Origin of the sequence: Photorhabdus thracensis (assembly GCF_001010285.1) — a bacterium.
Classification (GTDB): Bacteria; Pseudomonadota; Gammaproteobacteria; order Enterobacterales; family Enterobacteriaceae; genus Photorhabdus; species Photorhabdus temperata.
This window is the reverse complement of sequence record NZ_CP011104.1, coordinates 255,896-272,639: the sequence shown is the minus strand read 5'-3', so window position 1 is coordinate 272,639 and position 16,744 is coordinate 255,896. Positions and strand designations below refer to the sequence as shown.

The window sequence follows — 16,744 nt, the reverse complement described above, 5'->3', positions numbered from 1 at the left end:
AAATGTTAATAATTTGGCTTTATTGATTTGATTTATGAAAAAATTATTTAATAATTTAAATTAAAGCAGTTAGTTACGTTTGGTTCTCGTTATGGTTTATTTTTATTGTCTTATTGCATTTTGAACATCAATGTGGGGATATGGGGCAATATATGGGGGGTAAACAGACTTTCTTGTGTGTAAATATTGATTTTGAGTTTTTGCCCTATATTATTTTATTCCACTTATTCATTTAACCGTATTTATCGATATATAAGCTCATTATGTCTCTGAGCTTAATATTTTTGTTATCTTTGTGAATAAATTTCTTTTTGGGGGTGAAATATGTTTAAAAAATTTGAATAAATCATCTCTGATATCAGTTATAACGAGGGGGTTTTTCTCTTTATTTCATTATTTAGAAAAATAATAGCCCAAAAAGTGACTGAAAACAGCAATTAGCCTGAATTAGAACAGATTATATAAAAGAATATCTGATTGATTGCTGTCATTGTTTTTTTCCGTGGAAAGGTCAGAGGGTTTGTATCGTTCACGGGACATTAGATTCTCAAAACAAGGTTGTATCCGCCAAATGAAGTGTTTTTCTATTTAACCTCAACTAAATTAAGGGATTGTTTATGGGGAAATCATCAAACCGCAGTACAGAATATTTCTTTACCGGGAAATATCAAGATGATGATGATGGTAATAATATTGTCGCTATTGGGGTAGGAGGAGTGATTCATGCTGAAGGAGGAGATGATCATATTACTGTTGGTTCGCTCGGGGCAACAATCTATGCCAATTCTGGCGATAAGGCCGTAGATGGTGGTGCCGGATATTTAAAAATAGTGAGTATTGACGGTGATCTGAATGTACATGGCGCCGCAGGTTACGCAAGTATTGATAAAAACGGTAATGGCAATATTTCATTTGCTGGCGCGGCGGGTGGTGTTTCTATGGATCACCGAGGAAGCCGCGGTAATCTAAATTTCTCCGGGGCTGCTGCTTATAACAACCTGAGTCGTAAAGGACAATCCGGTGATGTGACGTTTAAAGGTGTCGGCGGTTATAACGAGTTATGGCATGAAACTAATCAGGGTAATTTAAACTTTACCGGAGCCGGTGCTGGCAACAAAATTGACCGTACTTGGTATGACCACTATGAGGAAAGCCACGGCGATGTGAAATTCGCTGGCGGGGGGGCGGCAAATAGCATTAGCTCACGGGTTGAAAGCGGTAATATTGATTTCACAGGTGCAGGGATTGATAACCACATTATTCGTAAAGGGAGAGAAGGCAATATTATCTTGCATGGTGCAGGAGTATCAAACCGTATTGAACGCTTGCGAGAAAGTAAAGATAAATATGAACAGACTCGCGGTAATATCGAATTAGAAGGCGCAGGTGGTTATAACAAAATTTATTCTAATATAGCTCATGGTAATATCAGCTTCTCCGGTGCCGGTGGTTACAATGAAATATCAAGAATAGGTGAAGATAGCGATTCATATGATAAAGCATTGGAATACACCAAAGCTAAAGAAATTGTATTAACAACGGCGAAGATGGGAGCCCAGAAACCCCAGCAAGTGACAGGAATTAAATCAACTACTGAGTCTAATACTTATCTCTTTGCGTTTGCTGATGAAATGTATACTAAGATCAGTAAAGTTCAGCTGAGAAATGATCCTGAAACCGGTAAACTGAGTTATTACGCCACTTCATGGCGTAGAAATGGTAATCAACTCAACAATCTTGCTACGGAAGATATCTTTTTAGAGAATGGATTTGCTTATATAAGCAATGATAATGATTACCGTCTTTTCAATTTAATCTTTGAACATTATCAACCCATTACTATTCAGCATACTGTTGAAGAAGATTTGCAGGAAAATCAATGGGTGACTTATGCCAGCGGAACCACCGCTAAAGCAGAAGATATCACGCTGATTGATGCAAAAATGCATGGGCGTGCAATCCATTCTGATGGTTTGGTATTGGATGTTTCGGCGGTGAAATCGAATTGTCGATCAAATGCTTATGTCTATGCCAAATATGTCGAGTCATATACCAAAGTGATCATGGTGGAGTTGAAAAATGATCCTAAAACCGGAGAGCTGAAATATTATGCCGGTGCGTGGTACAAAGCAGGCGACCATACCAGTAATTTGGCCAATGAAGATTTTTCACCTGAAAATGGTTATAGCTCGATGGAGGCGAAGGGATATTCACTAACTAACCTTAAATATCAAGTCGATACTGTACGCCGTGTCTCTGAGCATTTAGAACATATTGAAGAGGATAGTCATCAGGAGTTGGTGAAATCATCTTCAAATATCGGTGATAGCACCGGTGATGTTAATTTTAGCGGTATGGGTGGTGGAAACGTTATTAAATCCAGTGTGATACGTGGCAATGTGAATTTTGAAGGTGATGGGATTGCTAACGTCATTCTTCATAGTTCGAGATTCGGTAATACGCATTTTGAAGGCGCAGGTGCTGGCAACGTCATCGTGAAAAGTGGTAAAGAGGGCAACCTGTGGTTCCGGGGTATCGGTCTGGCGAATGTTCTCGTTCATCAAAACCAGCGTGGAGAAATGGATGTTAACGCCGGCGGTGCAGCAAATGTGCTGGTTCGAATCGGTGACGGGCAGTATCTGGCTCATCTTCTGGCGGTTAGTAATATCTCGATCCATCAAGGTCATGGTGACAGCCGGGTTATCATGTTGGGGGGATACAACACCCACACCCAAATAGGTGATGGCAGCGCGAATTGGTTAGGGGCGGGCGGTTTTAACGTCATGACCCAGAAAGGTAAAGGAAAAGTCTCTTCGGTATTAGTGGGAGGGGCCAATGTACTGACCAAGCTTGCAGCTGGTCATTTGGTTTCCGGTATGCTCGGTGGAGCCAACATTATCACGCATATTACGGGTGATAATGAAATGTCAGATACCACAGCAATTGCGCTGGGCGGTGCCAATATCCTGACCAAAAAAGGGAGAGGTGATGCTGTTGCGGTGATGGGCGGTGGCGCGAATGTTCTTACTCACATTGGTAGTGGTAGTACGAAGGGTGTGATGTTGGGGGGTGTCAACATCCTGACCAAAGTAGGCAACGGTGATACTACCGGCATTATGTTCGGTATTGGTAATGTGTTTACCCATGTTGGTCACCATCAGACGCTGGGTGTGATGGGGGCCGCAGGCAATATCTTCACTAAAGTTGGGGATGGAACTGCGATTGCGGCCATGATTGGTGCAGGCAACATCTTTACCCATGTTGGCAAAGGTGATGCCTGGGCGCTGATGGGAGGGGTGGGTAATGTCTTTACCAAAGTGGGGGATGGCAATGCGCTGGCACTGATGGTAGCCGCTGGCAATGTGTTTACTCATGTTGGCGATGGGATGAGTGTTGCCCTGATGCTGGCCAAAGGCAATGTCGCCACTAAAGTGGGTAATGGCATGACGCTGGCAGCAATGATAGGCGAGGCCAATGTGATGACCCATGTCGGTAATGGTCAAACATTTGCCGCTATGATCGGGCAAGCCAATATCTTGACGAAAGTGGGTAATGATTTGACTGTCGGCTTAATGGTGGGTAATGCCAATATCTACACCCATGATGGAGGTGGAACAAGTATTGGTTTGTTTGCCGGTGAGTTGAACGTGATGACCAAGAGCGGTGATGGTACAACGCTGGCGGCAATGTTTGGTCAAGCTAATATCATGACCCATGCTGGCGACGGTTTAACAGGGGTGCTGGCACTGGGTAAAGCCAATATTGTCACCAAAGTGGGTCAGGGTTTTATGGGCGTTGTGGCTGCGGCTGAGGCTAATGTAGTCACTCATATGGGAGCATCAACGACTGCTGCCGTGCTATTGGGTAAAGGCAATATTCTGACGAAAATGGGTGATGGTACTACGGTCGGCCTGCTTATTTCCGATGTGGGTAACATCATGACACACGTTGGTGATGGTACAACCGTTGGTTTCGCTACAGGTAAAGCCAATATCATTACCAAAGTGGGGAATGGCACCGGTATTAACGCTGTTTGGGGTGAGGCCAACGTTCTGACTCAGGTCGGGAATGGCGAACGTTATAATTTCGCCAAAGGTAAAGCGAACATCATTACAAAAATAGGGGGGATGCAAGAAGTCACCGTCGTTCAGGGCGATGCCAATATTGTCACCCATGTTGGTGACGGTAATGATTACACGGGAGCCTGGGGCAAAGCGAATATCATTACTAAGGTAGGCGACGGGAATAATGTGGTGCTTGCCAAAGCTGATGCCAATATTGTGACTCAAGTAGGTAACGGTGACAGTTTTAATGCTTTGTGGAGTAAAGGCAATATCGTCACTAAAGTCGGTGATGGTATACAGGTTACTGCGGCAAAGGGTAAAGCTAATATCACCACCACTGTGGGGAATGGGTTAAGCGTGACTACAACGCATGGCGACCTGAATGTGAATACCAAAGTGGGTGATGGCGTTTCAGTCAACGCGGTGTGGGGTGAATATAACATTAATACCAAAGTCGGGAATGGTCTTAATGTTGCGATCATGAAAGGCAAAGGTAATGCCAATATTCATATTGGTGATGGTCTGGGGATCAATGCTTCCTATGCACGCAATAATGTGGCGATTAAGGTTGGTAATGGTGATTTCTACAGTCTTTCTATTGCGGAGAGCAACACACAAAGTAGTCATCTCTCTTCTCTGTTTAAGAATATTAAACAAACTGTGTTAAATGTGGAAGGTAGCCACGCGATTAATTATCTGATCCATGGTGATGAGGCGAGTACTTCTGGAACCAATAAAGGTAGAGGCGCGATTAATTTAGCCGAAGTTTCTGCCATTGATGGTTTCCAGATGGATAAAATTGATGAAGTGAGTTCGGATCTGGCTAACAACTTGAGTGGCACAATAACCCCGGTGGAGACGCCTGATACTGAGGTTATCCAGAATGCCTTGCAGATTGGAGATAATGTTAATTCAGCTCAGGATCAGGCATCACCACAAGCTGATGCGGTTATCAGACATGCGAAGCAGGATAAAGCCGCGCAAAATGCGTTAAGCGATAAAGAAAAAGCTGAGATAAATCGTCAACTCCTGGAACAAGAGAAAGATAAACAGCTTAAAACAATTTCAAAATCACAATTCCAACTAGAATCAACCAATCAAGATGCGCTGAATAACAATGGGCAAGTACAGCGTGATGCAATAAGTGAAGAGTCCAGGATAGTCACAAAAGAACTATTTTCCATGACTCAAGGCATGGATACGCTTAATAACTATGGGAATTATGATGGCAAATCAGGTGATGAGTGGCGTAATCGGTTTGCTATTGGGTATTTAGATAGTACCCAGAATAAATTAAATGATGCCAAGCTTACCGCACAGAAAAAATTAGTTGCTGCACAGCAGCACTTTATTAATAAACGAGAGGCAGTAAAAACAGCAATTGAAAAATCAGAAGCGGGTTTAAACAAAAGCTTTGAGAATGTAGATAGTGCAGACAAAGATATTGCAGACGCTCAGAAAAAAGCAGAGCTGAAAAAAGAAGAGGCATTATTACAGAAACAACGGGCTGAGAAAGCGGCGAGTGACGCCAATACCGCGTATGAAAAAGCGAAACAGCGTGGTGAAAGTGATAGTACAGCAGCGACAAATAAAGCGGCTCAGGCGCAGGATAATGCAAAAGGCGCAAAACAGGCTGATGATGCTAAACCGGATCGTACCGGGGCGACTGGCAGTGGCTTGTCTGGAAAAGCGTATACACCAATTGAGATAGAGGCACCGAAGAGTCATATCGATCCTGCATTAAAAGCTGAAACTGACGGTTGGAGTAGTGAGGATCTGGCACTAACAGAAGAAGATTTGGCTGCTTTGAATAATGCGCAACAGGCAGTCAATCGGCTACAGCTCAACAAGGGTATTCATTCAGAAAATACCGGGGCTTCGATCATGTCAATGTTTACCGAAGCATCATCCGATGGCACTGTGGAGTCAACCTTAAATAAACCCAGAGAGTTAACCAGAAAAGCGCCGACGATTTCAGGTATTGATCTGCAAGGATTAGGGGGAAATAACCCTAAATCTCGTTCTTCTGTACTTAAAGAATTGGAACTTGTCTTACTGGATAAGGGAGACAAACGGTTTATTGATTCTACCAAAAGACGTCTTGGTTCGATAAATACCGATCTGCCTAGTAAGGCGCTGGTGGCTGTACGTGAGGCTTTTAACAGCACTGTCGAACGGCCCGATGAACAGCATGTATTGCAGCTTGAGAACGCGCTGGCTCATTGGCAACAGCATGATCGCGAGGAATTCACTCAGCGTAGTAAGCTGGTGAAAAGCTTGCGTTTTGAGATGGGGGTGCTGGTTGCTCATCTTCAGGCTCAGAGAGCTGAATCAGCTGGGATTTTGGGGATCACTGTGGCACCTGAGCAGGTGTCACAGTTCGGTCAGCAGGTATCTTTTGATGGGTTCGGGCGTGTGGTGGGCCTGAAAGGTGATATTGCGCAAAGCGAAATTAATCGTCTCACTGATTTACAAATTAAGCCATTAACCCAGATTAACTCTGTAGCAGAGCGGGATGTACCTAAGACCGAAAGTGAAAGCCTTATTGTTTTCGTCAGCCGGTTGCAGCAGGCGGCTATCCCGGAAGGTCACTCTCTGATTGAACGAGCCAGAGAACTTTGGCTAACCGGACAAGTGACCCAACAGGAAACCATCAAATTATTTAAGGATGCTGCCACCCAGTTGCAAGCACATCCTGAACTGCACACGCTGGCTCAGCAACTATTGGCTGATGCCAACAAAGAGAAGGCCACCGGACAATATATTGATAACCTGTTTGGCCGCCATTTTGATTCTGAACTGGCTTATGAACTGGTGAAAACAGCATCACCGGAGGCGAAAGATACCGCTGAACGAACAGGTAACTTCTTGGTACAGGAATTTGAACAGTGGATAAGTGGTTTTTATCCTGAGGGGGCTGAGCGTGACCAGAAAATTGCCGAAAAGATGCAATCTTTTGCCAAGGATATTGATAAAGATTTTCGCCCTTGGTTCAGCCGGGTGCCTGAGTTAACAGCGTTTCTGGGCGAACCAACTTTTGCCAATTTCAAGATCATGATGATTAAAGTCGATGATGGTTTTTCTGTGATTAAGGTGCCGTTTCTAGCGGTAAAAATGGCGACCACTCGGGGAATGGGGATGGATAGCGCTGCCTGGAAGAGAGAAGGCGATATTTTCTACCAGGATGTGATCACTAAAGCCCGTTCAACCAGTACTGAACTCACTGCCGGAAATGATGTTACGTACAAAGTCGAAATAACAGGAAAGCAGACTAACGATTATGGTACGGCGCTGCCTTACCAGCCTGCGAATGGTAAGCATGATGACTTCTTGTATGGCAGGAAAGTCGCGGCGGGGCGGATCCTGATCCCCGGACGGGAAACTGCATTTGAGGGTAATGCATTAGCACAAGGCCATTCTGTGGTGACAGGCGCGTCTGGCTCGACCAATATCATGGTTCATCTCAATAACTATATCGCCAGTAAGCAGCCTGACTTCCCGAAGGGTCAGAGCTATCTCAATACCCTGGCATTTCTGGTATTTGATGGTGGTCATTCCGTCAACGAAAGTCTGGTGGTTTACAAAGCGTTACAGGCAACCGGTGATGAGCGTAAGCAGGTATTGAACAGCTACACCGCCAATTATAAGGATCTGGCAGATATTGCTGGGGGATCGGGTAAGGCGTGGGTAAATCAGGCGCTGGATAACGCGTTTAAAGAAACTCAGGGGTTTTATCAGAAGTATGCTGCGGTAAAACCACAAAACCGCCCTGCGCTGGAAGATTTAGATGGGTTATCTGGCAAAAATAAAGGGACAGAGCCTGTTATTATCGACGATAGTCATCTGAACAAACCACTTGATGCCTGGCAAACGGTGGAAGTGACTCCACAGACTGATAGCCGTGAAACTCGCTTTGATGGTCAGATCATTCTTCAGATGGAAGATGACCCGATAGCCGCCAGAGCAGCAGCTAATCTGGCGGGTAAACATCCGGATTCCAGCGTGATTATTCAACTTGACTCCAACGGTAAATATCGGGTTGCTTATGGCAATCTGTCTAAATTATCAAACAAATTACGCTGGCAGGTTGTTGGTCATGGCCGTGATACGTCAGAGCAGAATAACATCCGTCTGAGTGGTTACAGTGCCGATAGATTGGCGACGAAATTAACGCAGTTTTATCAGAACGCCAAGCTGGGCGAAAAGGCCATCAGCAAACCCGATCACATCAGCCTGGTGGGTTGTTCACTGATTAGTGATGATAAGCGGAATGGCTTTGCTCGTCACTTTATTACTGAGTTGGATAAACAGGGTATCCGCAGTGATGTTTCAGCCCGTAGTAGCGAAGTAGCGGTTGACGCAACAGGCCGTAAATTTACCCGTGATGAAAATAACCAATGGGTTAACAACTTGCCTGATAACAAAATCGTCTTGAGCTGGAATGCAGAGGATAAACTGATAACTCATACAGAACAGGTTCGTCGTGGTATTGCTGAAAGCGATATCAACTTCGCTAAAGTAGGCTACACAGAGGCTGATTCGGTTACCAAAGGGGCGATTGCGGATAACACTGAAGTTTTCATTGAACCACAGAAGCGTAAAAAGGTTAACACCAGCGATAACTCGCATCGTCAGCTCAGTTACTCCGGTAATATCCAGGTGAATGTCGGTGATGGAGAGTTTACTGCGCTTAATTGGGGTACATCGAATGTCGGTATTAAAGTGGGGGCCGGTGGTTTTAAATCACTGGCTTTCGGTGACAACAATGTGATGGTTCACATTGGTCATGGTGATAGTCAACATAGTTTTGATATTGGCGGCTATCAGGCGCTTGAAGGGGCGCAGATGTTTATTGGTAACCATAATATCAGCTTCAACCAAGGTCGTAGTAATGACTTGATTGTGATGATGGATAAATCCATCCCAACGCCACCGTTGGTCAATCCATTTGATGGTGCTACCCGTGTTGCTGACGTATTGAAAGGTATTGCCCGTTCCGGTGAAAAGCAGGATTGGTTAGCGACACAAGATCAGCAATGGACAATCGCCGGTGCGAAGAAGTTTGTGCGTGATATGTCTGGTTTAGACCAAACCAGCAGCGTGGATTACAAAACACTGCTTAATTTGGACTCACAGCATGAACGTAGCAGCCGTGGCTTGCAGTATGACGCCGAATCAGCACTGAACAAAAAGTTCAATCAGTGGCTGGGTGAAAATGGCAATAGTATTGAGATGGGCAAAATAAGCCGTGCAGACAAATTCCGTCAGGCCAATCAGCAGCTGGCTTTCAACTTTGCCGTTGGGGGGCGTGGTGCTGATATTCAGGTTACGACCGGTAACTGGAACTTTATGTTTGGTGACAACATCCAGTCAATTTTGGATACCAACTTGGGTTCCCTGTTTGGTTTGATGACTCAGCAATACTCGACAACGGGTATGGCGAAAACAACCTTTACTTATAATCCGGAGGACTTACCGCGTCAGCTTCAGAATAAGCTGCTTGGCCGATTAGCTGGTGTAAATGCGGATACCACCTTAGCGGATATCTTTGGTGTGGACTACACCGCAGATGGACATATTGTTTCCCGCACAGGCAAGCCTGTTGATGGCAAGGCTATTCTGAAAGAAATGCTGGCAGTGATAAGGGAATTTAGCGGTGATCAACTGAAAGCCTTCACCGATCCAGAGAAATTGCTGGATAGTTTGGAGGCTGGCATCAATATGGGAGAAAATGGCGTCAGGACATTTGTGGAAAGTCATGGCTTGAAAGAGAAAGCGCCTGATGAAGGTCAGGGACAAGGATCTGTGGTTAGCATCAACGGTGATAGCGCTCAAGCTAATAGCAAAGCAGAACGTGCATTTGGCTTTAATTCGCTGAATTTACCTAACCTGTTTGCAACGATGTTTAGCAAAGATAAACAAGCGGAGATGAAATCATTAGTGACCAATTTGAAAGAGAATCTAACAGCAGATCTGCTCAATATGAGGCAAAAAACCTTTGATTTCCTGCGTAACAGTCGTCATCTGCAAGGCGATGGTGATATTCATGTGTCGTTGGGTAATTATAACTTCAACTGGGGTGGTGACGGTAAAGATCTCGGTGCCTATTTGGGCGATAATAACAACTTCTGGGGTGGTCGTGGTGATGATGTTTATTATTCATTAGGAACATCCAACATCTTTGCTGGTGGTGAAGGGAATGACATGGGCGTTCTGATGGGACGTGAAAACTGGATGTTTGGTGGCAATGGTGATGATACCGCAGTGGTGGCCGGACGCATTAACCAGGTTTTTATGGGCGAAGGTAATGATCAGGCGTTTGTCTTTGGTGAAGGTGGCTTTATTGATGCGGGTAACGGGCAGGATTATGTTGTCACCTCCGGCAACTATAACCGGGTGGATACCGGAGCAGGTCAGGACTATGTTGTGACCATCGGCAATAACAACCGGGTTGATTTAGGTGAAGGCAATGACTTTGCCAGAGTATTTGGTAATGACAACCGGATCGATGGTTATTCCGGCAATGATACGGTTAAACTGATGGGCTACCATGCGGTGATTAACGGTGGAGAAGGTGATGATCACCTGATAGCGGCGGCTATTTCGAAGTTCAGTCAGTTTGACGGCGGAGAGGGCCAGGATCTGTTGGTACTGGGCGGTTATCAGAACAGCTTCCAGGGGGGCGCGGGTGCAGACAGCTTTGTGGTCAGCACAGAGGTGATTGATAACCGGGTTAGCGATATTAGCGCAGAAGATATGGTCTTGTTCAACGGCGTTGACTGGCAAAACCTGTGGTTCCAGCGCAGTGGATACGATTTGGTGCTGTCGGTGAATCGTCCTGCTCAGGATAAAACCGCTCAAGGTATATTTGAATCGGTGGGGTCAGTGACCTTTCATGATTACTTTAATGGTCATCGTGCCAAATTAGTGGCTCAGATGGGTAATAAAGATACATCAGGAGAGCGTGAATTTACTGCATTGTCAGATAATGCGGTTGATTCTTTGATTCAGGCCATGAGCAGTTTTGCCCCGACAGCGGGGGATAATGGTTTCATTGAGAATCTGGATAGTAAGGCGAAAGTCGCTATTGCAATGGCGTGGACAGATACCACCATCGGCAAGGGGAAGTTTGCCTGATTAACGCTTTATAATAAAAAGAAAAAATAAGAAAGTTGTAATAAGAATAAAAGTGGCTCACAGAACAGGTGGGCCATTTTTTGTATCAACTGACAGGGAATAGAAAAGAAAGTATGCTACCATTCACTGAGGAAGAGAAAAAATACACCAACGCCACATAACGCTGTAAGGCATTTCAGCATCTTTTTAATCCGATTTATCCATGATTTTTGAAATCAATGGAGCTGACGTCCAATGGGACGGGCTCCATGATAAACAAACTCAATTAAACTGAAAATTTAAATCACTTTATGCGGACCGAAGCATTCATAGTGAATATATTGCTTATCAATTCCCATATCTAATAGTTGTTTTGCTACATATTGCATAAAGGGAACCGGGCCACAGAAATAGAAATGCATTCCTGCCGTTTTCAGTGTGTCATTTAGCACCGCCATATCCATAAAACCTTTGTGTTGATAATGGACGCCTTGCTGGTCTTCATCCCTTGGTTCACGGTACCAGATGGTGCTGCTAAGATTTGGCATTGCCTGCGCAATAGTGGTCACTTCATTGGTAAACGCGTGATGACCACCGTGTTCCGCCGCATGTAACCAGTTAATCTGACTGTTGTGGTTTTGCTGGTGGAGGTGATGCAGCATACTCATCATGGGTGTCAGGCCGACACCAGCAGAAATCAGAGTAACCGGTGTCTCTGGTTTAATATCAAGGAAGAAATCCCCACGTGGAGCGGCCAGCCAGACAGTATCGCCTTCTTGCATTTTATCATGCATATGGTTGGAAACTGTCCCTTGTGGCTCACGTTTGATAGCAATCCGGTAGCTGGAGCCGTTTGGGGCTGCTGTCAGTGAATACTGGCGAATTTCGCGGTTATCAAAACTGTCGTTTTCCAGATAAATGCTCAGATACTGACCGGGTTTATAATCCATCACTTTCCCGCCATCTTGTGGCACAAATTCAAAGCTGCAAATCACATCACTTTTTACCTGTTTCCGGTTGATACGGAATGGGCGTAGACCACGCCAACCACCATCGACTGATTCGTCATGATGATAAATCTGCTCTTCACGATTGATAAAAACATCAGCTAGCACACCGTACGCTTTTCCCCAGGCGTCCAGCACTTCATTTCCCGGCTGGAACATTTCATCTAACGTTGCCAGCAAGTGAGTTCCGACAATCTGATAATGCTCTGGTTGAATATTCAGGCTGGCGTGTTTATGCGCGATTTTTTCAACTGCCGGCAACAGTATTGCCAAATTATCAATATTGGCTGCATAAGCGCAGATAGCATTGAACAGGGCTTCACGCTGATCGCCATTGAGTTGATTGCTCATGTTGAAAATATCTTTCAGCTCAGGATTATGTTTGAACATCCGCTCATAGAAATGGGCGGTTAGTTTCGGGCCAGTGGCAGAAAGCAGTGGAATAGTTGATTTGACAGTTGCAATGATTTGACCATCCAGCATGGTGAAGCTCCTAAATTTCTTTCAAGTGATAATGAAAGTTATAACATGTAATTTAAATGCAACTTATAACTTTTTGAGGATCTTGTAAATATAAAATGTGGTCTTTATGGTGAAAAAATATTCTTGGTAGATATTTACACCAAGGGAGGGGCCGATCAAGGTCACAAATTCCGATAATGAGGGAAAATACAGGAAGTTTTTGTTATGCCTGTAAAGAACCGATGCCTTGCTGTAATTGATGTGCAATCGTTTGCGTAAAATATTTTGTCAAGACTATCTCATTCAGTGAAAAGGGTTTACACTGTGTGCCATTCTGCCCTTTGGGGTGTTGTTTGAAGAGAAGTTAGCTGAGTCTGGAGAACCCAATGTTAAAGCGTGAAATGAATATTGCTAGTTATGATCCCGAACTATGGCAGGCGATGGAACAAGAAGTTGTTCGTCAGGAAGAACATATCGAGTTGATTGCCTCTGAAAACTATACCAGTCCAAGAGTCATGCAGGCACAAGGCTCCCAGCTCACTAACAAATATGCTGAAGGTTATCCGGGTAAACGCTACTACGGTGGTTGTGAATATGTAGATGTTGTTGAGCAACTGGCGATTGATCGTGCTAAAGCGTTATTCGGTGCTGATTATGCCAACGTTCAGCCACATTCGGGTTCTCAGGCGAATGCGGCGGTTTATATGGCTTTGCTGCAACCGGGTGATACTGTGTTGGGGATGAATCTGGCACATGGCGGTCATTTGACTCATGGCTCTCCAGTTAACTTCTCTGGTAAGTTATATAACATCGTACCTTACGGTATTGATGAAAGCGGTAAAATTGATTATGACGATATCGCGGCGCAAGCCCAAAAATACCAGCCAAAAATGATTATCGGTGGTTTTTCTGCTTACTCTGGCGTTGTTGATTGGGCAAAAATGCGTGAAATTGCAGACAGCATTGGTGCTTATTTGTTCGTTGATATGGCACACGTCGCTGGCCTGATCGCCGCAGGCGTTTATCCTAACCCGGTTCCTCATGCTCACATCGTGACGACTACCACGCATAAAACACTGGCGGGTCCACGTGGTGGTTTGATCCTGGCGAAAGGTGGTGACGAAGAGCTGTATAAGAAACTGAATTCTTCTGTATTCCCAGGTTGTCAGGGTGGACCTCTGATGCATGTTATTGCCGGTAAAGCGGTTGCATTGAAAGAAGCAATGGAGCCGGAATTCAAAGCATATCAACATCAGGTTGCTGATAACGCTAAAGCAATGGTTGAAGTTTTCCTGAAACGTGGCTACAAAGTGGTTTCCGGTGGTACTGAGAACCACCTGTTCCTGCTGGATCTGGTTGACAAAAATATCACCGGTAAAGATGCCGATGCTGCACTGGGCCGTGCCAACATTACGGTAAATAAAAACAGTGTACCCAATGATCCGAAGAGCCCATTTGTGACTTCAGGTGTGCGTGTTGGTACGCCGGCGATTACCCGCCGTGGTTTCAAACAAGCTGAAGCTTGTGAATTGGCTGGCTGGATGTGCGATGTATTGGACAACATCAATGATGAAGCGATCATTGAAGCGACTAAGCAAAAAGTTCTGGCTATTTGTGCAAAATATCCGGTTTACGCATAAATTATAATTTCAATAAGTCATTACAAAACCTGCTCCGGCTGACATTGTTTGCTTAAGCGAGATATTTAGAGGAATTACGGATGGATTTTCCGCAGGAATGTCCATCTCAGAATAGCCCTTGATATCTTAATTTCTTAAGCTAATCAAGTTAGTTTTGAGCGGGTTTTTTGCACTTTTAACCAGGGAGGATTAATGGTTATTCAGTCGACACGTTGGCTGGCGTTAGATTATTTCACGTATTTCTTTTCTTACGGGATATTTTTGCCTTTCTGGGCAGTCTGGCTCCAGGGTGAGGGAATAAAACCCGATATGATGGGGATTTTATTGGGGGCGGGCTTGGTTTCCCGTTTCCTGGGGAGTTTATTAATTGCGCCTACCGTTAAAAATCCCGCAAAACTTATTTTCGCGCTGCGTGTATTAGCATTGCTGACCCTGATTTCTATTATCGGGTTTACATTGGGAAATCACTGGGCATGGCTGCTGTTCATCATGATTGGTTTCAACCTGTTTTTTTCGCCGATGATGCCATTAAGTGATGCATTGGCGGGAACATGGCAAAAACAATTTCCCTTTGATTATGGCAAAATACGCGTCTGGGGTTCCATTGCCTTTATTATCAGCTCGGCGCTGACCGGGGAATTGATCTCTGTCTGGGGACATCAGGCGATTCTGATAACCATACTATTCAGTGTCTTGTCAACGTTGTTGGCGACATTGCTTAAACCCTCCATCATGCCTGTTGGTGAAGCCAAGTCAGTTAAAGTTGATGTTGTGTCATTTAAACAGTTATTGTCTGAAAAATCAGTATGCCGGTTCCTGCTATGCGTGGCTTTATTGCAGGGCGCTCACGCGGGATATTACAGCTTCAGTGCGATTTACTGGGAAAAAGCAGGTTACTCCGCTTCGGTAGTTGGCTATCTTTGGTCGTTGGGGGTAGTGGCTGAGGTTATTATTTTTACGCTGAGTAATAAATTATTCCGGCGCTGGAATGCCCGTAATCTTCTGTTGCTTTCCGGTATATGTGGGGTTGTCCGTTGGGGATTGATGGGCACATTCACGACATTACCGGTGTTGATTATCATTCAAATCTTACATTGTGGTACGTTCACTGTCTGCCATTTGGCAGCCATGCGTTTTATCAGCGCGAGAAAGGAAGGGGAAATTGTTCGTTTGCAGGCGGCTTATTCTGCACTGGCAATGGGGGGTGGTATCGCTGTTATGACGGTAGTTGCAGGATTTATGTATGATTATCTGCACAGCGGCATTTTCTGGGTAATGGCCTTAGTTGCTTTTCCTGCTATTTTCCTGCGACCACAGGTTAAAGCTCATCATTATTAACAACATGAATTCAGTTTCTTATGATATTTTTGTAAGAAACTGGATACTTCTAATAATAATGTTTTTATGAGATATCATGTCGAATAAATTAACAATAAAAGATATTGCACGTCTGGCTAATGTCAGTAAATCAACCGTCTCGCGGGTATTAAACAACGAAAATAGCGTCAGTCCACAAGTACGTGAAAGAGTTGAAGCGATTATTCATCAAAATAGCTTTATTCCCTCTAAATCAGCGAGAGCGATGCGAGTGAAAAGTGACAAAATTATTGCTTTAATTGTGTCACGGTTGGGGTCTTTTTCGGAAAATTTATCAATAAGTACGATGTTGCCGCTGTTTTATCAGCATGGTTATGACCCCATTATCATGGAAAGTAATTTTGATCCCCAGCTTTTACAGGAACATCTGCGTCAGTTGGCATTACGTCATGCAGATGGTGTTATTTTGTTTGGTTTCACCGGATTGCCGGAAGAATCCCTTTTGCCCTGGCGTGACAAAATAGTGGTATTTGCGCGCGAATATACTGATTTTTCTTCTGTATGCTATGACGATGTTGGTGCTGTTCGTCTATTGATGAATGAACTCTATCAGCGAGGTCACAGAGAGATCAGTTTTCTTGGTGTACGCGATTGTGATGCCACGACAGGTTTTCGTCGTCATCAATCCTATCTGGATTGTTGTGAACAGAAGGCGTTACACCCGCTTTCCGTTCAATGTGATTTAAACTATCAGAGTGGCTTTCAGCATGTCGACAAGGTATTAGGAAAGGAAACGACGGCCTTAATTTGTGCAACCGATAGCCTGGCATTAGGCGCATATAAGTATTTACAACAAAATAACCGGGAAGATATACAAATAGGTAGCATTGGTAGTACTCCTTTGCTGAACTTTTTGTATCCTGACACGCTTTCTGTGGATTTAGGTTATGGTGAAGCTGGTAAATATGCCGCTGGTCAATTAATAGCTCAAATAAATCAGAAATATCCTAAACAGCAAGTAATCATTTCGAGTAAGTTGGCTTAAAAATAAGAATATTGTTGATTCAATGTGATCGTTAACGCATTTTTGGGAACGTTCCCATGACAAGCATAACTAAATAATATTAGGATGAAATTA

General features: G+C 44.3%; 5 protein-coding genes. 4 read left to right on the top strand and 1 reads right to left on the bottom strand.

Annotated elements, in window-relative coordinates; translation table 11 throughout:
• Positions 1-617: 617 nt before the first annotated feature.
• Complete coding sequence (rtxA, locus tag VY86_RS00885; RefSeq protein WP_046973594.1) at positions 618-11,201, top strand: MARTX multifunctional-autoprocessing repeats-in-toxin holotoxin RtxA; 10,584 nt, start codon at positions 618-620, stop codon at positions 11,199-11,201.
• Between the two features lie 278 nt (positions 11,202-11,479).
• On the opposite strand, the gene hmpA is transcribed toward rtxA, so the two are convergent.
• Positions 11,480-12,670: an NO-inducible flavohemoprotein gene (gene hmpA, locus VY86_RS00880; protein ID WP_046973593.1), complete on the bottom strand. Its 1,191-nt coding sequence runs from the start codon at positions 12,668-12,670 to the stop codon at positions 11,480-11,482.
• 365 nt (positions 12,671-13,035) lie between these two features.
• Between hmpA and glyA the strand changes: the two genes are divergently transcribed.
• The 3 genes from glyA (at position 13,036) to treR (ending at position 16,651) form a co-directional block, all read left to right on the top strand.
• The gene (gene glyA, locus VY86_RS00875) at positions 13,036-14,289 is read left to right on the top strand and encodes a serine hydroxymethyltransferase (RefSeq protein WP_046973592.1); all 1,254 of its coding nucleotides are present in this window, start codon (positions 13,036-13,038) and stop codon (positions 14,287-14,289) included.
• 192 nt (positions 14,290-14,481) lie between these two features.
• Positions 14,482-15,627, top strand: a complete 1,146-nt coding sequence (locus tag VY86_RS00870) for a 3-phenylpropionate MFS transporter (RefSeq protein ID WP_046973591.1) — start codon at positions 14,482-14,484, stop codon at positions 15,625-15,627.
• A 76-nt stretch (positions 15,628-15,703) separates the two neighbouring features.
• The gene (gene treR / locus VY86_RS00865; RefSeq protein ID WP_046973590.1) at positions 15,704-16,651 is read left to right on the top strand and encodes a trehalose operon repressor TreR; all 948 of its coding nucleotides are present in this window, start codon (positions 15,704-15,706) and stop codon (positions 16,649-16,651) included.
• The last annotated feature ends 93 nt before the right edge of the window (positions 16,652-16,744 follow it).